We start from the raw sequence: 25,118 nt of genomic DNA, 5'->3' as shown, positions 1-25,118 counted from the left end.
AGAATAGGATATAACTAAGGCTAAGTATAATGCTCGGAGGGAATTATATGATATCTTTAGAAAATGCAATTACCGGAAATGTTATTGTATATCAAGCAGAGAATGAGTCTGTTTCCACCAATGTGTTATATAAAGATGAAACATTCTGGATGACTCAAAAGGATATGTCGAAATTATTTGATGTTAATCCACAAGCTATATCAAAGCATTTAAGCAATATTTATGCTGAAGGAGAGTTAGAAAAAATTGGAACTTGTTCCAAAATGGAACAAGTTCAAATAGAAGGCTTACGTACTGTAAAGAGGCTTACGGATTTTTATAATCTCGATGCCATCATTGCGGTAGGGTATCGTGTAAACAGTAAAAAAGCAACTCAATTCCGTATATGGGCTACGGGCGTATTGCGTGAATATATTATAAAGGGTTTTGCCCTTGATGATGATATGCTAAAAAATGGACGCGCATTTGGCCAAGATTATTTTAAAGAGTTGCTACGAAGAGTCCGTTCAATTCGTGCTAGTGAACGTCGTATATATCAACAAGTGACAGATATATTTGCAGCGTGTGCAATCGATTATGATGCACAATCACCTATAACTAGAGCGTTTTTTGGAACTATACAAAATAAGTTTCATTATGCTATAACTGGTCAAACTGCTGCAGAAATCATTCATAGTCATGCGGATGCTACAAAGGATCATATGGGGTTGACTACTTGGGAATCTGGGCCTGAAGGACGGATTTATAAGAAGGATGTAATCGTAGCAAAAAATTATTTATCTGTTGAAGAAATTGAACAACTAGAGCGAACTATATCTTCGTTTTTTGATTATATAGAGCGTATTATCGAACGACGTGAAACATTTACTATGAAAGCCTTTATTGAAAGTGTTGATAAGTTTTTAGACTTTAATGAGTATCATATCCTAACAAACAAGGGTAATATTTCTATGACACAGGCTCAAAAGAAAGCTGTTAGTGAATATAAAGTGTTTAATACGCATCAGAAGGTAATTTCTGATTTTGATAAGTTTGTAAAAGAACATAGTTAACAATGAACGAGAATATCCTCCATATAGGTCGCAAATATCGAAATAATGATCCTGTGACCGTAGTGAATTATTAAAAGAGTGAAAGTCTTAATCAGTATGTGTAAGTATAGTTAGATGAGCATATAATAAAAGGACGTGTAAATCAATTTGATTTACACGTCCTTTATATGTATTGAGACTTCTATATGAAGTTTATTTTTCTTCAATGGTTGTAGTGTGTTTCTTTTGTGTTTCTTTCATAATGATTGCTACCACTACGAGTACAGCTTCAAAGGCAACAACGACGATGTCTAGCGCAATCATATGGCCCCATGTGCTCGTGAGCCAACCCATGAATGGACCTGAGAAGAAAGAGAGGAAATAACTAGAAGCGCCTACAAGACCTGTAGCAAGACCAATTTGTTTATGGCTAACACCATCTTGTGCGATGGTATATCCAAGTACATAAATGGCATGAAGACCGATACCCATAATAGCACCAACGATATATAGTAATATGGATGCTTTAGGGATGAAGTGGAATATTAGAATACCGCAGATGGTATTTAGTAAAGCTAGTGCCACGATAGTTGGTTTACGACCAAATTTATCGGCGAAGAAACCTAGGATAACGCCGGAAAGGCCACCAATACCGTATACCATGCCAAAGAATTGGCCTGCTTCTGCGGCGCTAAAGCCTTTAAAGGTCATGAACAAATAAGGTCCCATAGAAGCAAAGCCCCAATAAGGTACAATGTTTAAGATTTGGATTAGAACAGCGAGCCATACAATTTTGTTAGTACCAACTGTCTTTACTGCTTCGATAAGATGCATACCTTTAACATCTGTAGAGCTATCAGTGTATTTTTTACGGAACCCAAAGTAGAGTAATGCACCGAACAGGGCTGTAACAATACCCATATTGAGTAGGCCTTGTGTCCAGTCTCCAGTTAAGGATAGACTATAGCCGTAATACGTAGGTCCAACATAAGCACCAATAGAGTAGAAGGTCATCATGAGACCATTGAGCATGGCTCGTGCAGCAGGGAAGATAGAGCCAGCAACAGAGTACATAACGATATTCCATATGCCTTCAGCCATGCCAAAGATGGTACGGGCTAAACCTACTTGAATAGCATCAGATGCTTTTGTAACGATTGCTGTCATAACACCTAAGAAAATCATACTAGATACGAGTAATCGTTTGCGCCCAAATCTATCTGCTAGATAACCTGCAGGAATATCGATGATGGCTTGTCCGAGTGTAAATATAGTACCAATGGTACCTACTTCAATAGGTGTTAATGCTAATTGAGCTGCGATGGCCTTTAAGCCTACGCTAAAGGATAGACGGTTAGCAGAATAGAAGGCATAACCTATAGCTAGTAGTAATAATTGTATCCAGATAATGGCTGGAATTTTGGGTAAGTGAAATTTTGAATTCTGATTATCCATATGTAACTCCTCTCTGTACATTCTATTTATAAAAGTCCATAGAATATAGAATAATGAATAAAAACAAAATTATTGTAACAAGGATAGATAGATTTTTAAATAGGTAATTACTATAGTGCAGGTATTCAATTCATAGTCGGATATTAGATTTATATTCATAATTGTGTTTAGGGATTATAATCCCTAAACGGATAAAAATATTGGTGAATTGGGATTGTAATCCTTAAACTTATTAAAATTGTGTGGAATTGGGATTATAATCCCTAAATATATATATGTGAAATAAAATCTGTAAGAATTAAAGTAGGCTTTCACTAAAAATCCTTATAACAATAGCGCTAAACCCACAAAAATGCTATAATAATATGATGAATTGTAATCAGTGTTAGTAAAATGAGGTGAGATTGTGGCAGACCAACAATGGTCCCATGGGAATATTCATCCCGTTCAGATTGATAAAGAAATGAAGAACGCCTATATCGATTATGCGATGTCCGTAATCGTAATGCGTGCTCTTCCAGATGTGCGCGATGGCTTGAAACCAGTACATCGTCGTATTTTGTACGCGATGCACGAAACAGGCATGACGCCAAATAAACCGTACAAGAAATCCGCTCGTATCGTCGGTGACGTACTCGGTAAATATCATCCACATGGTGATAGTTCCGTTTATGACGCAACGGTTCGTTTAGCGCAGGATTTCAATACGCGCTACCTCTTGGTAGACGGCCACGGTAACTTTGGTTCCATCGACGGCGATAGTGCCGCGGCGATGCGTTATACCGAAGTACGTATGGCGAAAATTACGCAAGAAATGCTCGCTGATATCGACAAGGAAACTGTTGATTTCATGCCGAACTATGATGAAAGCTTGCAAGAACCGACCGTATTGCCAGCGAAGATCCCAAATCTTCTCATCAATGGTTCCAGCGGTATCGCCGTAGGGATGGCGACAAATATTCCGCCGCATAACCTTAACGAGGTTTGTAATGGCCTTGAAATGCTCATCGATAATCCAGATGTGACTGTGGACGAATTGATGACGAAAATTAAAGGTCCAGACTTCCCGACTGGGGCGCTCATTTTGGGCCGGGAAGGCATTAAAAAAGCGTACTCCACAGGTCGTGGCAGCGTAAAAATGCGCGCTCGTGCAACCATTGAAGAAATGGCGAAGGGCAAGCATAAAATCGTAGTGACTGAGATTCCATACCAAGTTAACAAGGCTCGCGTTATCGAAACGATTGCGAACTTGAGCCGCGATAAGGTCATCGATGGTATCACAGCACTTCGCGACGAATCTGACCGTCAAGGTATGCGCATCGTTATCGAATTGCGCGCTGACGTGCAACCAGATATCGTTCTTAACAAATTATATAAACACACTCAACTTCAAGAATCTTTCGGCGTGATTATGTTGGCCCTCGTAGACGGTCATCCTCGCGTATTGAATTTGAAAGAAGTATTGGGTTACTACTTAGATCATCGTCTCAATGTAATCGTACGCCGCACTCAATTCGAGCTTAACAAAGCCGAAGCGCGTGCTCACATCTTGGAAGGCTTGTTGATTGCCCTCGACCACATCGATGAAGTTATCGCTACAATCCGCAGTTCCCAAACTGACGAAATTGCACGTAACGCATTGATGCAAAAATTCGGGCTTTCAGAAAAACAAGCAGTAGCCATCCTCGACATGCGTTTACGCCGTTTAACAGGCTTGGAACGCGAAAAAATCGAAGAAGAATACAAGGAATTGTTGGCATTGATCGAAGATTTGAAAGCTATCTTGGCTAGCGAAGCGCGTCAACGTCAAATCATCAAAGACGAATTGGAAGATATGAAGAAAAAATACGGCGACCCTCGTCGCAGTGAAATCACAATCGACACGTCCGACCTTGATGTAGAGGACCTCATCGCTGACGAAGAGATGGTTATTACCTTGACTAAACAAGGTTACATCAAACGCATGAATGCCAACGTATATCGCAATCAACATAAAGGTGGCGCTGGCGTTATTGGCATGAAGACGAAGGAAGACGACTACGTAACGCAAATTATGCATGTTCGCACGCATAATACATTGTTGTTCTTTACGTCCACTGGCCGTACATACCGCCTCAAAGCGTACGAAGTGCCAGAAGCAGGTTCCCGTAACTCTCGTGGTACCGCTATGGTCAACGTATTGCCACTGGCTGTGGGCGAATCCGTTACGACTATGATCGACCTTGAACGCATCCATGAAAATGTAAACTTATTCATGGTTACTGAATTCGGTGTTGTAAAACGCACGGCTATCGAAGAATACCGCAACATCCGTCGTTCTGGCCTCAATGCGATTAACCTTGACGATGGGGACCGCTTGATTTCTGTAATCGTAACCACAGGCAACCAAGATATCCTAATCGGTACGAAACTTGGCATGGCCATCCGTTGCAACGAAGAGGACGTTCGTCTCATGAAACGTGCGGCTCATGGCGTTCGTGGTATCAAATTGAAAACAGGCGACGTTGTTGTAGGCGCTGGTGTTCTTGAGTCTGATGAAAGCGAAGCACAAGTGTTTACTATTTCCGAAGAGGGGTATGGTAAACGCAACGAAGCGGATGCGTACAATGTACAAAAACGCGGCGGCATCGGTACAAAGAACTTCCGCATTAACGATAAAACTGGCGATGTAGTAGCCGTTGAAGTCGTTCACAATGATGACGAAGTGATGCTCATTTCCGAACAAGGTAAAATCATTCGCTTTAACATGAATGATATTGCTGTGAAAAAAGGCAAAGCCATTTCTGGTGTGAAAACACAAAACCTCGACGAAGGTGATAAGGTAGCAAGCATTGCTGTAATCCCTGCATCTGAAATCGAAAGCGAAGACTAATATCGTATATGTCATATAGATTTGTTTGTATTCTATATGCAAAGCAACGAAAATATACTATATCTAACATAGATATGCACAATTGGCGATCACCTAAGTGGTCGCCACTCGTGTTATACAGGACGAGCAGTTGCTTTATTTATTAGGCCCTGACGTTCTGTAGAGACCAAACCACAATCATGCCCATATATAGTTGAATGAATAAAGGATTGAATAGGAGAGAATGATGAAAAAATGGTTAGCTGCCATCATGGCAGCAGGATGTATATTTTTCGGTGGTTTTGGCGTAGCCAATGCTGCTGATTGGTACTACGTTGATGCGGACACAGACGATTCCGCGTGGTTTATCGATAACTCATCTGTGTTTAAAACAGATTCTATGGCACGTATTTTGGTGAAAGCCAACAATGTAGAAGGTTATACCTATATCTACACTGTTGAAATCAATCGCCCAGATAGCACTTGGACAGAAGTTAACGCTACTGTGTATAGCCAATCTGGTGTACCGTTGTTGAGTAGCAATGAAAAACAAAAACCTGTGAAAATTGAGAAAGATACAATAGGAGCAGAAGTAATGCAGGCCCTTTGGGGAAAATAAAATTTAATTAAATTTGTATGCTTATGTTTCTGAATATTAGTATTCGTATATAGTGTGATAGGAATGGTAGGGATCGAAAACCTCCACCGGCCGGGTCTGACTCCGGCCTGCGGTCTTCGCAGGGCCAAAGTCGGTTTTCGATTCCCTACCATTCCTTTTCTATATTATGAATACAAAATCAGAAACATAAGCATTTTTTATTCCTTAGAATTTTATTTTTCCCAAAGGGCCGGAGAAGGGAGAAAAAGCCTCCACCGGCCGGGTCTGACTCCGGCCTATGGCCTTCGCAGGGACATAAGTAGGGTGTGAGCTAACAGAGGAGCGGAGCGACGCATGGGAGCCACACATCACTTAGTCCTGAACGTAAGATTTCGAGAATCGAAATCCACAGTGAGGGTAAAGTCGTTTTTTCGGCCCCATCAATCCCATTTTGCATCTATCATTTATACAAATTCAGAGAATTGAGTTCTTTTTATCTACAAAATTATTTTCCACAAAGGGCCGGAGAAGGAAGATATATTTTTATTTATTTATCGCCTAAATTGTATTAAAATTAGGGGAGAAATAGTCGTATAGGGGAAAGGTGGTGTGGTATGCGTAGTTTTGATTATCGGCGGCTCGGAGAGTGTCTGTGGGATGGTGAGGTTGTGTCGTTGGTGTCTCAGATTCACGAGTATAAGGGGCGGCAGGATTTGTTTGTATCGCAGCGGCCTAGTAGTGTGGCGCGGCTTGTGGAGATTGCGAAGGTGCAGAGTGTGGAGTCGTCGAACCGGATTGAAGGGATTGTGACGACGAAGGCTCGTATTCGGTCGTTGGTGGCGGATAAGACGATGCCTCGTAATCGGGATGAGGAAGAGATTATGGGGTATCGCGATGTGTTGAATACGGTGCATGAAAATTACGAGTATATCGATTTGACAAGGCACATTGTACTGCAGTTGCATCGCGATTTGTATGCGTATTCCCACAAGGGGATTGGCGGACAGTTTAAGAATGTGCAGAATTCGATAATTGAACGGCTTGCAGATGGTTCTGAGGTGGAGCGCTTTAAGCCCTTGGCACCATATGAAACGCCGGCTGCTATTGATGAGATTTGCCAAGGTGTTAATGCGGTTCTCCAAGATAAATCGGTGGATCCATTGCTTGTGATTCCTGTATTTATACACGATTTTTTGTGTATTCATCCTTTCAATGACGGCAATGGGCGTATGAGCCGATTGCTGACGACGTTGCTCTTGTACCAAAATGGGTACATGATAGGTAAGTTCATTAGTTTAGAGCAAAAAATCGAGCGTACAAAGGACAGTTATTATGCGGTGTTAGCTCAATCCGGCGCAGGTTGGCACACAGGCGATGAGGATGTAGTCCCTTTTGTCAAATATATGCTTCGCGTTATTTTGGCGGCCTATCGTGATTTTGAAAGCCGTATTGAATTGCTGACTATGTCGTTATCTGCAAAGGATCGTATAAAAATCATAATTAGTGCCACTATTGGCAAGGTTACAAAATCTGGAATTCTTGAGAAACAACCAGATATAGCTGTATCTACTGTTGAAAAAGCATTAAAAGAACTTGTAGAAGAGGGCTTTATTGAGCGTCATGGTGTAGGACGAAGTACATTTTACGTAAAAGTATCGCAAAAAATTAGCTTTCACGCAAAATACATTTAATATATGGTATAATAAATTAAATTTGATTTTATACGAGGTGAAATATATGAAAAAATTACTAGGTACATGTTTAGCTGCTGCTGCAATTTGCGCATTCGGTTTTGGTTCTGCTAGTGCTGTTAACTGGCAAGTATTTGGTCAAGATAGTGCAGGTATCACTTGGTCTATCGATCAAGATAGCGTTCAAAAAAGCGATAAAACTGCAACTGTTATGATCAAAGCTCAAGATTCTGAAGGTTATCATTTCATCGCAACTGAAGAATTCAACCACAAAAAGAAAACTGTAAAAGACCAAAAAGTTGTATTGTATAACCCACAAGGTTACGCAGAACGGGAAGATAAAGTTGATGGCAAAGACCGTCCAGTTGTTGCTGGTTCCCCATCCGAAGCAGTTTACAACTTCTTATGGCCTCAACAAGCAAAACAAGGTAAAAAATAATATACACCTTATACGACAAAGCAGCTCGAAAGAGCTGCTTTTTTGTGTTTATATGCAGAGTATGAGTTTGAGTTATAGGACAAAACGTGTGGGTGAAAATCCTTATAACACTAGATAATCACTGGTATGATGAGGACTGTATCTTGTTTTGTAATTTAGTATAACGTAATATAGTATATCGTAATATACTATATCGTGTTATACTAAAGAAGATATAGATAGGATATTTGTTGCATAGCGTAATTTAGATTAACGAGGAGGTGCGATATGGTATTTGTAGGCCGTGAACATGAATTAGCTTCTCTGGAAGTGCAATATAATTCAAAACGTTTTGAATTGGCTATTGTGTATGGACGCCGTCGCGTGGGTAAGACGTATTTGTTGCACCACTTTTTGGCGTCTCATGATGGCGCGTATATGGTGGGCCTCGAATCTGGTGCGAGTAACAATTTAGAGGCGCTTTCACAAGCTGTATATCGTGCAACGGGGATGATTGAAACCGGTAAATTACAGTCCACGTTACCGAATTTTCCAACGATCACGGCGGCGTTGACCCATTTATTTGAGTATAGCTTAGACCATCGTTGTATATTTATTATCGATGAATATCCGTACTTGGCGGAGTCGATTCCGTCCGTTTCGTCTGAGCTGCAGGCCTTGATTGATGCATATAAAAATCGATCTCAGTTAATGCTCATCTTGTGCGGTTCGTCCATGAGTTTTATGGAAAATCAGGTGCTAGGCCATAAGAGCCCTTTGTATGGTCGCCGCACGGCGCAGTATAAAATTAAACCATTTACGTATATCGAGGCCCGTCAAATGGTATCCCATCTTTCCTATGAGGATAGTGCTATCGCCTTTGGCCTTACTGGTGGTGTGGCTGAATATTTATCATATTTTAGGGATGGTGATTCTCTTGATGAAAGCATTATTTCCTTGTTTTTCACACCTACAGGACGTCTTGTGGATGAACCGTCGAGTCTGTTAAAGCAGGAATTACGAGAGCCGCGTCAGTATAATGCCATCCTCAGTGCTATCGCTAAGGGAGCCAGCCGTAATAACGAAATTGCTACTAAGGTAGATATGACGACGGGGGCATTGAATAATTATCTAAAAAGCCTTATTGATTTACAGATCATCGAAAAAATACATCCTGTTGGATCTAAGTCTAATAAAAGTATTTATACCATTAAAGATTCTATGTATACCTTTTGGTATCGTTTTGTAGAACCGAACCAAGGGGCCATTGAAAACTTTAATGGCAAACTTGTATACCATCAATACGTTAAACCTATGCTTTCACATTTCATGGGACTCGTATTTGAAACGATGGCAGCACAATATGTACAGGCGCGCATTCACCGAGGCTCAGTTCCGTTCTTGCCACAACAAATAGGTCATTGGTGGGGCACGGATAGTGCAACGAAAAAGCAAGTTGAAATCGATGTAGTGGCCATGGCGGACATACAAGCAGATCCCAATGCACGGCCTGTACGTCATTTATTAGTGGGCGAGTGCAAATGGAAAAATGAACCGATTGGCCAAGATGTGCTGGGATCACTCATGGAAAAAGCCCGTGTATTACACGGTGAACCATACTATTGGCTATTTAGCAAACGAGGGTTTGGATTTGTCTCAGACGATGAACGGGTAGAGCTCATCGATGTACCGATGATGTATGAACTTTAAATTTTCCTGTTTATGAAGTCCAATAATCTTTCAATTCCTACTAGCCTAGTACGTTGATTGATGGCCTCCTTATTTGTTATGCTAGTAATATAGGAGAAATTAAAACTTTCACAATAGGTATGATTATACAGAACGAGGAGGTCCTCATGTCCCAATTTGAATTTATCGACAAACGCGTGCCAATCGCGCTCGACAACCCGTCCATTTACCACGATATTTCGAAGTGTAAGAATTGCACCTTGTGCCGTCGCGCTTGCGCCGATGTGATGAGCGTGCTCGATTATTACGATCTTGAATCAACCGGTGATGTGCCAATGTGCATCCACTGTGGTCAATGTGCGGCTGCCTGTCCATTCGATTCCATGCATGCGAAATCTGAGCTTGATAAGGTGAAAGCGGCTATTGCTGACCTTGACAAGATTGTTGTTATCCAAACGGCTCCGGCTGTGCGCGTGGCTATCGGCGAAGGCTTTGGCTACGAACCAGGCACATTCTTAGAAGGAAAAATGGTTAGCGCCCTTCGTAAATTGGGTGCTAATTATGTGGTCGATACGAACTTTGGTGCGGATTTGACCATTATGGAAGAAGCATCTGAGCTTGTGGATCGCCTAAAGAATGGCGGTACCATCCCTCAATTCACATCCTGTTGCCCTGCATGGGTGCGCTTTGCGGAAATCTATTTCCCTGAACTCATTCCGAACTTATCCAGCACCCGTTCTTGCATCGCCATGGAAGCGGCCATGATCAAGACGTACTTTGCTGAGAAAAAGGGTATTAATCCTGCAAATATCGTGTCTGTCAGCGTTAACCCTTGTACGGCGAAGAAGGCCGAAACTAAGCGGGTTGAGGAAAACGCGGCGGCTCGTTATTACGATGATGAAAGCCTCGGCATGGATACGGATATTTCCATTACGACGCGCGAATTCATTCGCTGGCTCAATGACGAAGGTGTTGATTTTGGCAGCTTAGAAGACTCTAAGTTCGATGATTTAATCGGCATGGAAACTGGTGCATCTATCATTTTCGGTAATACGGGCGGCGTTATGGAAGCAGCTATGCGTACGGCGTATAAGCTCATCACAGATAAGGAACCACCTCCATATGCGTTGACTCACCTCGAAGATGTTCGTGGTATGAATGGTGTTAAAGAAGCGACTGTACAACTTGGCGATGACGTAACATTGTCCGTTGCTGTTGTACACGGTGGCAAAAATACTCGTGATTTTCTTAACACGTTGAAAGAAAGTGGCAAACACTATGACTTCATCGAAGTTATGGCATGCCCAGGTGGTTGTATTGGTGGTGGTGGTCAACCACGTACTAAATTACCACAAGCTGTGAAAACAAAAGAAGCCCGTATTGGCGGACTTTATAAAGCTGATGAAGAATACAAATACGTGGCATCCTATGAAAACCCAGAAATCCAAGACCTATACAAAAACTTCTTGGGCGAACCATTAGGACATAAAGCACACGAACTACTTCATACACACTATACAGACCGTAGTGCACAACTAGGGGACCGCAAAGACGTGGTGCCTGAAACATGCCCTACATCACCTAAGTACAAAGGGTAGTTAGAGCTAAGACCCTATCAGCCCCTCAAAGCCGACACGCTACTGCGCTTACGCGGAGCCCGAAGTCGTTTTGAGGAGCCGATAGGGTCTTTCTCTATTTACGTTTGTGGTTTAGGTGATGTTAGGGCATTGTTTTGGTGAAGAGAAAAAATCCTCCACCGGCCGGGTCTGACTCCGGCCTGCGGCCTTCGCAGGGCCAAAGTCGGTTTTGGAACAGATGGGGGCTTTCTCTATGTACGTTTGTATGGAGGTAATGTAGTGGCATTGTTTCTGGAGGAGAGAGAAAAGCCGGCACGCTACTGCGCTACGCGGAGCCCGAAGTCGTTTTGAGGGGCCGATAGGGTCTTTCTTTATTTACGTTTGTGGTTTAGGTGATGTTAGGGCATAGTTTTGCATTTATATGGTACGGAATTTACACGTTTGTGATTGTATACTTGTCTTAAGAATGGTATTGTTATTTTGAATGGACTGAGTTGTATATACAAGGTTTGGTCAGTGTAGAGGTTAGTAAGGGGATTAAGAGCTATGATTGACGAACGGATTGTGGAGAATAATATTTTTAGTTTTGCAACGAATGAGTTGTCGCAGGATGCTTTTATTTGTTAGTGTTTGAATTGGATTAATATGCCTGTTCGCGACGATAATGCAAGCGGACGCCAGTTTGGAGCTCGATTTTTATCTCGTTTGTTGAACGGGGGCTATGATGTATCTGGTGTTAACCAGATATATATTTTTAGGCAGTTACTTAATATTGATGTGCTTGTATTGGTTCCAGAATTACAAGTAGCTTTAATTATTGAAGATAAAACATCATCACAGGAGCACGGTAATCAGATCAATCGGTATAAATACTTGCTTTCAAAAACATTTGAATCAAATCAATACAATGGATTGGATATATATCAACATCTTTCAGAGGAGAAAAAGGAACAACAGCAAAAACGTGATGGGACTGCTTGCTGGGGCGCGGTGAATAGTATTCGATGGGCATTACGAGATGAACCGGGAGAATTGGATTTGTCAAAGTATACGATTCATACTGCGTATTTGAAGACGGATTGGTTCAATGATGATGACTGGCATACGGTTCGAGAACTGGAGAAGGATCCAAAGGTTAATACCTATATGGATGGGCCAGAGTTTTTGTCCTTGTTATTATCTTGTCGTGAGTGGAATAATCCAATTTTAATGAGTTTTGTAGACTATTTGGGTTCTAAAATTAGGACCACTATAGAGCATAGCTGTTTTTGGGAACACTATGAGGATATTGATGGGCATATACGTTTTAATATTCAAGATACTGCGATTGCCCAACGGAGATTTTTGCAGACTGTATTTAATCAGCCAAATCATGAAGCACCATTTATGGCCAACTTGAAACAACACGTTGAGAATATTGACGATTCATATGTATATGGTCGCATAGACGATGCGTCTCAAACTCACACGATTCAGTATGGCAGCAGCTTTGGTACCCCTTGGTCTTTGATGCATTTTTGGACACGTTCTCTAGACCGAACTGTTGATGCCGATTATTGGGGCTTTCAAAATACAAATGAGGACAATTTAACCGTTAAACCATATATGTTTTGGCGTATTGATAAAATTAAAGAAGGCCCAGTTTTGAGTTTACGTTACTATACGTGGTGGGAAAAGGGTAAAGAGGATAATGGTGAAAACAATACCTGCTCATATAAAACTCGTGTGTATAACTACATAAATGATCTCATATCATCATCAGAGAAAATTTCTCTTATATTGGCGGATATCAATAAGTTATATGGTAATGAGGCTAACAAAGGGAAGGTCTGGTCTAAGGGCAAGTTATGCAAACAATATGAAAATACTCTTTTGCAATTTAAATTAAACAAGATACTAATCGATTGGAATGATGCGGCTAAGCGGACAGAATTTATATCCTTAATACGTGAATTGAATGAAGAATTAACGCAGGAGATAGAAAAAGTAGAATGGGACATTGTGCGTAAAGGGGTGCTAAAATAGAGGTGACATTATGACAGAGGAAGAGCTATATAATCGTTATCATGAAATACAATCAACATATGTAGAGGTTAGATTTATTGATGGAGAGTCATTAATAGGTAAGTTGGACTCTTTTGTTTCTGGTGTAAATAATGAGCCCGATGAGGCCTCGATATATGTTGGTAGTTACGAATTGTACGCTAGTGAAATTAGTGAAATAGTAGAGCTTCCAGGTTATAATAGTGATAGTGGAGATTTTTTTTAAAAATATATAAATGATTGAATATCTAGACATTTATTGATTTCTTAAAAGCAAGATGAATAGAAAAAGAGTTAAATTATTGATGGCAAGTTGTTTCTTTATGTTATAACAGTAATTACTACTTGTACTATTGAAATGTAGAAATGTTTTCCAGCTTGAGTTAATTCGTGCGGTATTAAGGGACTAATTAAACAACGCTAGTTGTAAAAATAGGTAATTAATTTTGCTAGTTCAAGAGTGGATTATATTAAGGAGAAAATTAATGGATATCGAAACTTTAGTCAACGAGATACTAACGGAAATGAAATGTCCGAAGGACGAGTGGAGAAAGATGGCACTACAAGTGGTAGACTACATGAACCAGTTTTATCCACTCAACAAAACGAAGCACTTCTTTCTAGGGAGCATGCAGATGAAGGTAGCAATATGCGTGGCACGGATATGCCTAGCAGAAGTAGCAGAGAAGGAGTTCAACGCCAAGGTAGTAGATTGGAACCAACTCAATTGGAACTACATAGTGGACGGACGGAGCTTCATAGACAAGGATAAACAGTTTCGCACGATAGAAGAAATCAAAGAGGATTTTCGTCAACAAATTCCATTCCGCAACGACCTTACTTTGAGAGGGGACTACTTCGAGCGTGGGATTCTGCAAAAGATAAAGTAGAGTGTTCTACTCTAGAAACGTTATTTCAATTTAGAGACTTAACTATCACCGATGTGAAAGAAACTATTCGCAGTGATAAACTATCAGTAAAAGACAAAGAAAACATTAATCCGTCATTACTATGGCAAGCCAAAGAATTAGATAAAAAATTTAATATTCCTTATGAAGGTAGCTTAATGCGAGTCATCTATGAAGGCGATAGAAGAAACATTAGTATATACCTTACAAGGCAATTTAGCTCCTGTTCACACAGGGGCTTTATTTGAGTTTGTTTTTTGTTTCTTAGTTTTTCTGAATATATTCATAGTTATTTATTGTATATACTTAAGATGTAGCCAATGAGTTATGGAAATCTAGACAGAGGATACGTCCTAGTAATTTTGATACAGAGATTTCCAGCTTTAGGGTTATACTTAGATTAGTACTTATAGTATTTTGTTAAAAGGAGGAATTAGTATGTTTCCATTATTAGGTGCTGTTGCATGGGGAGCTTTCGCAGAAGGCGTAACATTTGGTGTATCAGTATATCAAGCTGTACGGTCTCGGGACTAATTGCGGTTTGTTTATACAAGAAAGTAGGTGATTAGATGGTTCAATTTGTAGGTTTTGGCGTAGGCTTAGCTGTTTGTATGTTATTAGATGATTAGTATACAAGTAAATGTAATGATTAGTTTAGTATAAGGAGGAATCGATATGTTACCAGTATTAGGATTTTTAGCAGCTGCGTCTGCATGGGAAGTCTTTTCAACAACTGTAACTGTAGGAACAACAATATATCGGGCGACACGGGACTAGTTTAAACTCTGTAATAAAAGGAGGTGTTATATATGTTGTCATCAGTCAATCTTGGGTTAGTTCATGTATGTGTTGAGGTATAATTTTGAAAGTAATAAGTAAATATAAGAATCGATAGATCTATTCGTATGATGTCATATGGATAGGTCTTTTTCTGTATAAAATCGAGAGAGAAAAGCTTTTCTACTACGCTGAAATAGATAAAAATGGATATAAACCTAGTTATTATCTGCATTTTTTGAAAAATAGACTTTTTGGAAAACCTACCCTCATATTGACGTGATTTCAGAAAACCCTTATAATTACTGTATCCTTAGAAAAATCATTTTCTTACAGTATTTACCTATATCCATAGGCCTTGTGGACCAAATGGGAGCGCGTTTTGACCGTTTACGGTGTGAGGTTTTCCAAAACCTAATTTTAAGCCCCATGAATACTGGCTTTGTAAGGACTGCTGTTGCAACAGTACTTACCGTTTACGGTATTGAAACAAGAAGATATTGCTAACAATATTTTTATATTTGAAAGTTGCAACAGTACTTACCGTTTACGGTATTGAAACTGATTATATTAGGCATCTATAGGGACACCAAAATATTTACTATGTTGCAACAGTACTTACCGTTTACGGTATTGAAACAATATTATTTCTCCTTTCTTATTGATGTAAATGTATTTGGGTTGCAACAGTACTTACCGTTTACGGTATTGAAACAATACTCTAGAAATAACTCGAATAGCACAATCTGTTGCAACAGTACTTACCGTTTACGGTATTGAAACTTGATCATATTGTCTATGGGTGATTTGACCGTTCCATAGTTGCAACAGTACTTACCGTTTACGGTATTGAAACTAAACCTGTTGCCAATGATAAATCGGCTACGTCGAGTTGCAACAGTACTTACCGTTTACGGTATTGAAACGTGGTTTATCCACCCCTAATTGTATTATGCTACAGTTTCAAGTTGCAACAGTACTTACCGTTTACGGTATTGAAACTACAGTTGAAGTCTTTTTCATAATTAACAACCATCCAGTTGCAACAGTACTTACCGTTTACGGTATTGAAACAATATTTTGAGCCATCTTCTAATTCTACAATTAGGGTTGCAACAGTACTTACCGTTTACGGTATTGAAACCTTAATGATACCATAATATCTTAAGTCATGCACGATGGTTGCAACAGTACTTACCGTTTACGGTATTGAAACCTAAGATCAGACCAAGATACTTAGTGAAGTAGGCCTCAATGTTGCAACAGTACTTACCGTTTACGGTATTGAAACTTTATTCCATTTAACACGTTCTGCTGGTGTAATATGAGTTGCAACAGTACTTACCGTTTACGGTATTGAAACGATAATTGTTGTCGTACCAAGGGGAAATCTTAACAGTTGCAACAGTACTTACCGTTTACGGTATTGAAACAATAGTATACAATCATAAAACAGTTTACATACAGAAAGTTGCAACAGTACTTACCGTTTACGGTATTGAAACTCAATCTCACAAGCCTGTACTTCCGCAAGTGTGCCACAGTTGCAACAGTACTTACCGTTTACGGTATTGAAACCCAAGAAAATATCCTATTGCAAAATATATTAATAAGTTCGTTGCAACAGTACTTACCGTTTACGGTATTGAAACGCACAGATCTTTTTGATAGCCTCTTTGACGTCGTCGTTGCAACAGTACTTACCGTTTACGGTATTGAAACCATTCATAACCAAAGCCAAACAAACGGCGGTATAAGTCCGTTGCAACAGTATTTACCGTTTACGGTATTGAAACTCTTTAAGCAAGAAGCATAATGGATCAAACATTGTCAGTTGCAACAGTACGTACCGCTTACGGTATATGATATCTAGTTGAGCATTACTAAAACAAATTTTTATAATATTAATGGCATAAATTAAAATAGCCAGTACTACGAAATGTGGTACTGGCTATTATTGTCTAATTTAATGGAAGGTATTTCCTAATGTTAATAAACTAGTGAATCTAATATTTGGTTAGTATATGTGGATTATTTATGTGTATTACAAACTAAATTTGGCTATTAATGCATTTCCTATTATAATTGGTATAAAGTATTGTTCTGTGAAGGTTATATGAATTGGGAGATGTTAGAATGTGGAAATATGCTATAGAAGAAATGGATGAGATAACATATAAGGATTTGGCATGTGAACTTATGAGGATATTTTCTCAGTCTATAGATTTAGAAGATATTACATTACTTAGTAGTGCTCAATATATGGCGTCAGCAGTTATTAAAAAGCAACTAGGTGATAATATTCTAGAAATATTCACACCGTTATGTAAATCGCGTATGTATGATAAGTCATATCGTGGCCTAAGTGAATTAGAGGTTGCAATTGATGGGCGACATTATTTACTTAGCAGAACCTTTTTATGGGATTGTGATTTTTTTATTGTATGTCCTTATATGGAAGATGATAGCTCGGATGTATATGATAATAAGACTGATGAACAATGTTTTTTATATGATTTGAAACTATTGTGTGAACTTGCTCTAGTGCTTTGTGGTGAGGATAATGGTTTTAATTCAAGCCGATATATTATTCAATATTACGTGGACCTCATTGCAATGGTTGAGGTTGGTGAGTTCAAAATAGATATGCTGGGCATTATATGGGATTATGCTTACATGTCTAAGTCTACTAGTGATGATTTTTATGATGAAAGTAAACTATACCTACCGGATTATAGTTATGATGAGGATGATGAGTTTCCACCTGAATTTTGGGAAGCCGTATATAATATGATGGAAAAATAATAGGGCAATAAGGGGAGATCTATATGAATAGTAAATTGAGATGGATATTTGGTATAGTTTTTAGTATTCTTTGTATGTGCTCTTCGATAGCTGTAGATGCCTATCAAAATTCATTAGACAGTACAATCCGAGCTTCGAATAAAATTGTTGGTGATTGGTATAATACTAGTGGGAATAAAGTATTAACCATTTCTAACGGATATATCAATGGTTGTCCTATCGTGGATGGTGCCGATTTCGTAGGAGGATATCCTGGAGCTGGTGTTTTTATTATTCAGGAGGCTCAAGGTAGAAAAGCGATTCATCTGCAGTGGATGGGGTATGGTGAACATAAGACGTTAATCATAAACAAAAAGGTGCAATTAAGTACGATTCCTCAACGACAACATTATGAATCGGTTAATGGTGTATATTTAGGTATGAATAAACAGGAGGTCATAGATTTACTTGGAGTGCCAAGTAATCCTGTTGATAATCGTGGCCGTGAAACATTAAAGTATAGTAATTTGGGAATATCTGTTGAACTTGATCATGGTATTGTGACCGTTATTAACCTTATTGGTGATAATGCACATTTAGAAAAGTCTGGATTAATTAAGAGTTCATCGTTAATTGATTACTATAATTTCTACCAATTTAATAGAATACCATCAGAGCTATCAAAAAATACACTCCAAGGTTGTTTCTCTATTGGACATGGTGAATATATAGCCTTTGATAATGGCAATGTATCTTTAACAATATATAGTAATTAATACGTATAAAAGCTGACAATTTGCATGAATCGTCAGCTTTTTGTTTATTTCGATATTGAATTTTGGTATTTGACCATTAAAAGACAATATATTGATGGATATTATCTGAATTTTTGTTTTAGAGTTTCAGAGTTTTTTAGCTTTTTAAAATACACATCTTGTTTTGCTTTAATGCAGTGGCAAAGTATATGAATTGGTTTGGCACTTGTTTTGGAATAGGTATAGTATAATCGATAGTCTTTTGCCGTTTGCATATGGTATACAGGGTATCCAAGTACATCTATTTTACTATTGTGAGTAGCATCGATTTGTGTGGGATCATCGATTTTGTATAAGCGAATGAGCATTCTATCGATATCGTCACGTACTGATTTACTAGCGCTAGTATAATCTTGTAAGAATTGTTTCTCTAATTCAAAGTCTTCAAACTTTCTTTGTAAAATTTTACCTTCGTTTAAACGATCCTTATCGTTGTCATATGCGTGCTCGTCTTCAACCATTGCTTCTTTGAGTTCTTGGATTTCTTGGACATACTTATTTTCTTTTTCTATCATGCTTTGATTTAGTTTTTCGTTGTCCGTTTCTAAGAGATCCTTGTAGTCTTTAAGGTACTGTGTTTCTTTGTGTAATACTATATTTTCTTTTTCTAGTTCCTTATTGCGTTTATTTAGTGTATCTATTTCATTCGTTTGTGTTTTATATTCTTTTTCGTATTCTTCACAATCACCTAATGCAGAGCTTAATTGTTGATAGGTTTCTTCGAGTTTCTTATTTAGATTATCGATAGTGGCCTGATTGTTACTATTTGCATTCGCTTTTTCTTGCTTTAGTTCTTTTTCAATAGCTTGTTTTGCTTCTTCTATTTCTTGTGCTTTTTTCCGAGCACGTGCTAAATTTTGTGTAACTTCATTTAATTCATCATGTAATTGCTTAATTCGATATTGGTTACTTTTATATTCTTGATATTCAGCTGAATCACTTGTAAACCATAATGGTGCACCATTATCGTCGACTAAGAAACTTTTACCATAAATAGTCATAGCAATGAATACAATAACGGACATCATGGCAGATGTTAATTTACCAGAGGTCTTAATGAGGGAGTATACAGAATAGCCACCCAATGCACACCAGCCAATAGGACCTGCGATAATGGAGACTCCTTTAGCAACTCCAGTGTAAACTGCAAAAGGAAGAGTAATTCCTAAAAAGCTTGTGAATATGGCATGGATAATTGTATTAATAGCGATATAAGCACCAAATGTGCTGCCTACAGTGATGAGTGAACCAATACCAACTCCAGATTTTAGGAAACTATTGCGTAATACTTCACCACTTAAATGGTCAGTTTGTAAGGACTGTTTAATTAATTCCTTTCGATCAGATGATAGATTATCTAATTCTTCATTTAGCTGACGAATCATTTCATCTCGTTCTTGTACACTTTGTTTCTCTAAACTTGTTTTGATAGATTGAAGTGTTTTTTGATATATAATATCTGCTTTTTGATTCACATCTAAATCTTCATGTATTGTTTTATCTGTCTTTGCAGCACTTTCAATAATTTTATTAGATAAATGAGTTAGACTGCTATCTGGTATATCTAACTCATTGCGGACTTCCTCAATAAATAGATTATAGAGTTGCTCTTGCGTATAATTTTGTAATACGTGAATTTCTTCTTTAATTTTATCATTTATATCTTGGTGCTTATCTTTGTCTTGGCGTTCGATTTCCTCATTCGTTTTCTTCGATTTGCCAAAAAAGCTCATAACTGAGTTGATTGCCTTTTTTCCTGTGGTTACCGTGCTATTGAACTTATCTGAGAAAATATTCATCATAGTTTGTTGACGGAGAAGTGCGATTAAATAGGATAACTCCTCTTTAGATGCATTTTGTAGGCCATCAAATAGTATAGGTGATGGATACGTTGTATTTTTAAATCGATTCGTACTCATAGTATATATCTTCCTTTATGCAATATAAATTCATTTAATATTCATAATTTATATAGTATCATATAAAATTTATTTAGAAAATTATTTATGTGAAACTATAATTATGCAAATTTGAATGTATCTTAGTTTTTTTGAGTACGTTAATAATATGGGTTAGCATATAATCATGATGTAGCTAATGAGTAATGAAAAATTTAGATAGAGGTTTGTCCTAGTAATATTGATATAAAGATTTTCATGACTTGGGTTATATTACGATTAATAGTTTGAACTTTAGTATTGTTGAAAGGTGGTGAATATAATGGGAGGAACATTTGGTCGGCCTAGATAATGTTTTAAAAAGGAGGAGTTAATATGTTTCCAGTATTAGGAGTTTTAGTAGCACAGTGTCTGCGTGGGAAGTCTTTTCAACAACTGTAACAATAGGAACAACAATATATCGGGCAACACGGGACTAGTTAACATTCTGTAATAAAAGGAGGTGTTATATATGTCAATTATACTAGGATTATTAGTGCTGTATGTTGTGGTATCATGTTTTGGAGAATAATTTTGAAAGTAATAAGTGAATATAAGAATCGATAGACCTATTCGTGTGATTTGATGCGAGTAGGTCTTTTTTGTAAACTAGTTATGAAATAGGTTTTCTTGGCTTATAAAAGTTATCAAAATAGCGATAAGCCCAGTTATTACCTGTATTTTATAAAAATCGTTCCTTTTAGAAAATCTCCCTACATATTGACGTAAAACTCGAAAACCTTTATAATTACTGTAATCTTAGAAAAATCATTTTCTACCAGTATTTACCTAGGTTCGTAGGTATTGTGAACCGAATGAGATTATGTTTTGACCGTTTACGGTGTGAGGTTTTCTAAAACCTAATTTTGAGCCCCATGAATACTGGCTTTCTAGGACCCGCTGTTGCAACAGTACTTACCGTTTACGGTATTGAAACCAATCACATGCAGATGCCCATGCCATAAATCCGAAGATTGTTGCAACAGTACTTACCGTTTACGGTATTGAAACTACAATGCTCTTCAAATGTGATAGCACTGTTTTTTGCGTTGCAACAGTACTTACCGTTTACGGTATTGAAACCATTCCGATAAATGGATGCAACAGATTCATATGTATTAGTTGCAACAGTACTTACCGTTTACGGTATTGAAACCATAGGTCGTTGACCCACGAGTGACTGATACTTCTAAGGTTGCAACAGTACTTACCGTTTACGGTATTGAAACTCATTTGTGAAGCTATCTACTTCTTTTGCTACATCAGTTGCAACAGTACTTACCGTTTACGGTATTGAAACTCACAGAATACACGCATTAATTCTTTGGCTGGTAGTTGCAACAGTACTTACCGTTTACGGTATTGAAACCTTTCTAGACCTTTGTTGTTTTCTTCGAAATATTTGATTGTTGCAACAGTACTTACCGCTTGCGGTATTGAAACTGCACCATATTGGGAATACTTAACCATGTTGCCACCACCATTGCAACAGTATTTACCGTTTACGGTATTTAATAGAATATATGACAAAACCCCGAGTAGATTAATTTGATCTGCTCGGGGTTTTGTCTTAGTTATTTTGATAAAGGAATCTTCCACTATTAGTTTATACTATGAATGTAAGTAGTTGGTGTTGTTATAAAATATGAGGTTATCTATGAAGAGAAATAGAAAATTAGTATTGAAATTGTAATGATATATAAATATTTGAGAAAGTAGGTGATTGTATGTATCAATTCGTGGGATTTGCCATAGGCCTTGTTGCGTGTGAATTGTTAGATGATTAATGTTAGTCAAATATGTTTGCGTAGAGTTTAGCCGTATAATGCATATATAACTGATGGATGTGGCGTATTGTTACTAAGATAATGAGTCTGATGAGGGAGGTGTTATAGTGACTAAAAATAAAATCGGTTTAGAAAAATAATTGTGTTTTTAGAGAAAGAAGGTGATTCTATGGTAGGATTTGTTGCCCCTCAAACTGAATGGGGAAAACGGTTACAAGCCTGGGGTATAGTAATGTTCTAGGCTATTCGTTTTGTTGTGGCGCGTAGCGTATCGCTGTTTCATAAATAGTATCTAATTGTTGGCGTAGTGGGGATTCGTCTATAATGCGGATTGCATAGCCTAGTTTAAGTAGGTGATGTAGGATGTCCTGTTCTTGGAATGGCAGGTATTTTACTTCAATAGTGAATTCATCAGAATCAATCTCCTTAGCCTTAATTGTGTAATTACTAAAATAGTTAAAGCAGCGATCGACGGCATTATTTGCATCATGTAATGTAAATATAATCGTTTGTTTAGATTCGTTACAGTATGTAATATACTCCTCATCTATATCCATGAGACGAGGTGTTTCGGTTATGGTAATCGTATTGATATCGTGTAATGGATATGTTGTAAATGTGTGGTCTACATGATGATAGGCGATGAGGGTATACCCATTGCTGCCTACGGAATATTCTAGTCGGCATGGAGATACTTCTTGATCTCGGATGATGATGCGTAGATTTTGTTGAATCGCTTGTAAACATTGCATTACGACCGTCATGTTGGACGGTGTGTCATCGGTCATGGTTGGCATTTGCTTCCATGTGCCGGTTGGGAATGTTGTATCTATTGTTTCGAGTGCCGTTGATAGTGATTGGCATAGGTCTTGTGAGAGTAGCCAGTTAGCACGTGTATCTTTGATAAGATCTTTTAAAAACATACGCTCTGCATCCGATAGAATGACAAGTGGTAAATCTTGTAATATTGATGTTATAGGTTCATCTGGAGCGTCTGATTCTATAAGAGCACCAGCTAAGATATGTTCATAATCATCATTACGTAGTGCCTTTTTGTAGAGGGCCGGTGTTAGTAGTCTACGATGATTGATGATATCGGAAATATCTTGCTGTGTATACGACATACCATTGAGTAAATCTAGTTGTAATTGATATTGTGTGGTAAACGTAATGGCATTAATATCATTAAGCATAGAGGATACATAGGTTTTACTGATATCAGGGTCTTTCTTTGATTTTAGGGATTCCTTTGTAGAATCCTCTTTTTTCTTTTGTAACGGCTGAAGAAATCTATTGATTTTTTTCTTCTTTTTGTAGCCTTCTGCCTCTATAAAATCCATTCCAATAGATGCATATATATTATTATAAAATTTCTTTTGTATAGTTGGTTTAGAGGTATTTATAATTTGTAAGTATGGTAAATAGCTGCGTAGTAGTGGCAATAATTGTAGTAAATCCGGTGCCACTAGTTGTGATTCGATATACTCATCTGTGACAGAGATATTTGTAAGATAGTGTTTGAACTGGCGTAAAAATTGACTATATGCTTCTTTATAACCATCTAATGTTAAGAAATGAATGGTACAGGTATCATGTGATATCGTAGTATTTTCTTGACTTGTGGACATATCGGTAGCGTTATATTTTGTCACTTCTAATGACTTGATGCGGTCAATGCGATTACGTTGCATAAGACCATTATTGACACTACACAGGATATTTTTATTTTCTCCATAGTATGTTTGCAGCTCTACGGGGCTAACAATTTCACGAGGTTTGCCCGGCTCGTAAAAGGAAAGACGGACTTTTTTATTACGATGTAACGCATCGGCTAATGGGTAGAAAATATCGCCATCAATTACATTATTGGGATTATTATCTTTAAATGTAAAATAATTATTATTGAATCCGCTAGTAATTGATTCCTGTTCCTCTTTTAGCGATAGGCCTTCTAATAAATACATGATTTTTCTTAGTAAGATATAGCCTGCGGCGGCAGTAATGGACACATTCGTATAGAAAAATACGGCGATGGCTAGCTCTTCTAGTTGAGCTTTAGTTAATTCATCGATGATTGTATTTTTTATACTGTACGAATACCCTTTTGTATCCTCCGTTTTTTCCAAGACACCTAGTGTTTCTAATGTTTTGATTTGACGTTGAATGTACTGTTGATCAATAAGTCCAGGTGGGTCTTGTTTTTTATTTCTTTTTTGAAAGAGTTTTTCCACCAAATCTATATAGTTATCTAAGAATATATCCGAATTTAAACCGGAATATATTTCAGTGATTGTTGCTATATCGTTGTTATAAATATAGGATAAAATACATAATTGTACATAAATCTGTTCTGGTACTGCTGCATAGAGTTCATATAGACTATTTAGATAGTTGTAACCATCAATAAAATCATCTTTTTCTAAGTGATGAATCGATGATTTGCCAATGCGTTGTGTATAAATATGGCGCATTATGTCAAAATAATCTAACCGGCGAATGACATCATCATGCTGGCTTTCTTTTATACCCCGAACCGTTGCTTTTCCCCGATTGTGATTACCAAATGTTAAGCTGCGGATAAACTGACGCATACTGGCTAAATCATTTATATAGTTGGTTGTCGTTGCCATTGTTTCATCCCCCTATCAATGGTGATTTGCAGTTGTAAAATTATTTTCTTAATTATGAATATAACATGATACAATATAAAATGTAAGGTATGAAATAGCAAAAACTTTCACAAATTAACGATAATTT

General features: G+C 37.9%; 15 protein-coding genes and 2 CRISPR repeat arrays. Of the genes, 12 read left to right on the top strand and 3 right to left on the bottom strand.

Annotated elements, in window-relative coordinates; genetic code table 11:
- Nucleotides 1-47 precede the first annotated feature (47 nt).
- A complete protein-coding gene (locus O3598_RS03550; RefSeq protein ID WP_371451793.1) occupies nt 48-1,052 on the top strand; it encodes a virulence RhuM family protein in 1,005 nt (334 codons plus the stop codon).
- Between the two features lie 192 nt (nt 1,053-1,244).
- On the opposite strand, the gene O3598_RS03545 is transcribed toward O3598_RS03550, so the two are convergent.
- Nucleotides 1,245-2,486 (bottom strand): MFS transporter, encoded by a 1,242-nt coding sequence (locus tag O3598_RS03545; protein ID WP_016476273.1) that lies wholly within the window; start codon nt 2,484-2,486, stop codon nt 1,245-1,247.
- A gap of 406 nt (nt 2,487-2,892) precedes the next feature.
- On the opposite strand from O3598_RS03545, the gene gyrA reads away from it, so the two are divergent.
- From gyrA to O3598_RS03490, 11 genes are all read left to right on the top strand, one after another.
- The gene (gyrA, locus tag O3598_RS03540) at nt 2,893-5,358 is read left to right on the top strand and encodes a DNA gyrase subunit A (protein ID WP_371451791.1); all 2,466 of its coding nucleotides are present in this window, start codon (nt 2,893-2,895) and stop codon (nt 5,356-5,358) included.
- Between the two features lie 226 nt (nt 5,359-5,584).
- Entirely contained in the window at nt 5,585-5,956 is a 372-nt protein-coding gene (locus tag O3598_RS03535) for a hypothetical protein (RefSeq protein WP_009660658.1), read from the top strand.
- Nucleotides 5,957-6,549: 593 nt separating this feature from the next.
- Nucleotides 6,550-7,626 carry a Fic family protein gene (locus O3598_RS03530; RefSeq protein WP_316709718.1) on the top strand — a complete coding sequence of 359 codons (1,077 nt, stop codon included), beginning with the start codon at nt 6,550-6,552 and terminating at the stop codon, nt 7,624-7,626.
- Between the two features lie 46 nt (nt 7,627-7,672).
- The gene (locus tag O3598_RS03525) at nt 7,673-8,065 is read left to right on the top strand and encodes a hypothetical protein (protein WP_005381651.1); all 393 of its coding nucleotides are present in this window, start codon (nt 7,673-7,675) and stop codon (nt 8,063-8,065) included.
- A 267-nt stretch (nt 8,066-8,332) separates the two neighbouring features.
- Nucleotides 8,333-9,754, top strand: coding sequence for an ATP-binding protein (locus tag O3598_RS03520; RefSeq protein ID WP_371451789.1), 1,422 nt, complete (start codon nt 8,333-8,335; stop codon nt 9,752-9,754).
- A 146-nt stretch (nt 9,755-9,900) separates the two neighbouring features.
- A complete protein-coding gene (locus O3598_RS03515; protein WP_371451787.1) occupies nt 9,901-11,331 on the top strand; it encodes a [FeFe] hydrogenase, group A in 1,431 nt (476 codons plus the stop codon).
- A 609-nt stretch (nt 11,332-11,940) separates the two neighbouring features.
- A complete protein-coding gene (locus tag O3598_RS03510) occupies nt 11,941-13,335 on the top strand; it encodes a nuclease (protein WP_371451785.1) in 1,395 nt (464 codons plus the stop codon).
- 10 nt (nt 13,336-13,345) lie between these two features.
- On the top strand, nt 13,346-13,579 hold the full coding sequence (locus O3598_RS03505) for a hypothetical protein (protein WP_316598745.1): 234 nt from the start codon (nt 13,346-13,348) through the stop codon (nt 13,577-13,579).
- Nucleotides 13,580-13,838: 259 nt separating this feature from the next.
- Nucleotides 13,839-14,243 (top strand): hypothetical protein, encoded by a 405-nt coding sequence (locus O3598_RS03500; protein ID WP_371451783.1) that lies wholly within the window; start codon nt 13,839-13,841, stop codon nt 14,241-14,243.
- 1,251 nt (nt 14,244-15,494) lie between these two features.
- Nucleotides 15,495-16,906: a CRISPR direct-repeat array (repeat unit 35 nt; unit sequence GTTGCAACAGTACTTACCGTTTACGGTATTGAAAC).
- Nucleotides 16,907-17,174: 268 nt separating this feature from the next.
- Complete coding sequence (locus O3598_RS03495; RefSeq protein ID WP_316598747.1) at nt 17,175-17,843, top strand: hypothetical protein; 669 nt, start codon at nt 17,175-17,177, stop codon at nt 17,841-17,843.
- Between the two features lie 74 nt (nt 17,844-17,917).
- On the top strand, nt 17,918-18,598 hold the full coding sequence (locus tag O3598_RS03490; RefSeq protein WP_316598748.1) for a hypothetical protein: 681 nt from the start codon (nt 17,918-17,920) through the stop codon (nt 18,596-18,598).
- 101 nt (nt 18,599-18,699) lie between these two features.
- Here O3598_RS03490 and O3598_RS03485 read toward each other — a convergent pair whose 3' ends face one another.
- Together O3598_RS03485 and O3598_RS03480 are read right to left on the bottom strand one after the other, a co-directional pair.
- A complete protein-coding gene (locus O3598_RS03485; RefSeq protein WP_316598749.1) occupies nt 18,700-20,556 on the bottom strand; it encodes a hypothetical protein in 1,857 nt (618 codons plus the stop codon).
- Nucleotides 20,557-21,476: 920 nt separating this feature from the next.
- Nucleotides 21,477-22,091: direct repeats of the CRISPR family, unit length 35 nt; unit sequence GTTGCAACAGTACTTACCGTTTACGGTATTGAAAC.
- A 512-nt stretch (nt 22,092-22,603) separates the two neighbouring features.
- Nucleotides 22,604-24,991 carry a WYL domain-containing protein gene (locus O3598_RS03480; RefSeq protein WP_287517089.1) on the bottom strand — a complete coding sequence of 796 codons (2,388 nt, stop codon included), beginning with the start codon at nt 24,989-24,991 and terminating at the stop codon, nt 22,604-22,606.
- Nucleotides 24,992-25,118 lie beyond the last annotated feature (127 nt).

The organism is Veillonella atypica, assembly GCF_041431435.1.
Taxonomy (GTDB): Bacteria; Bacillota; Negativicutes; order Veillonellales; family Veillonellaceae; genus Veillonella; species Veillonella atypica.
This window is presented reverse-complemented; position numbering and strand designations above follow the sequence as displayed.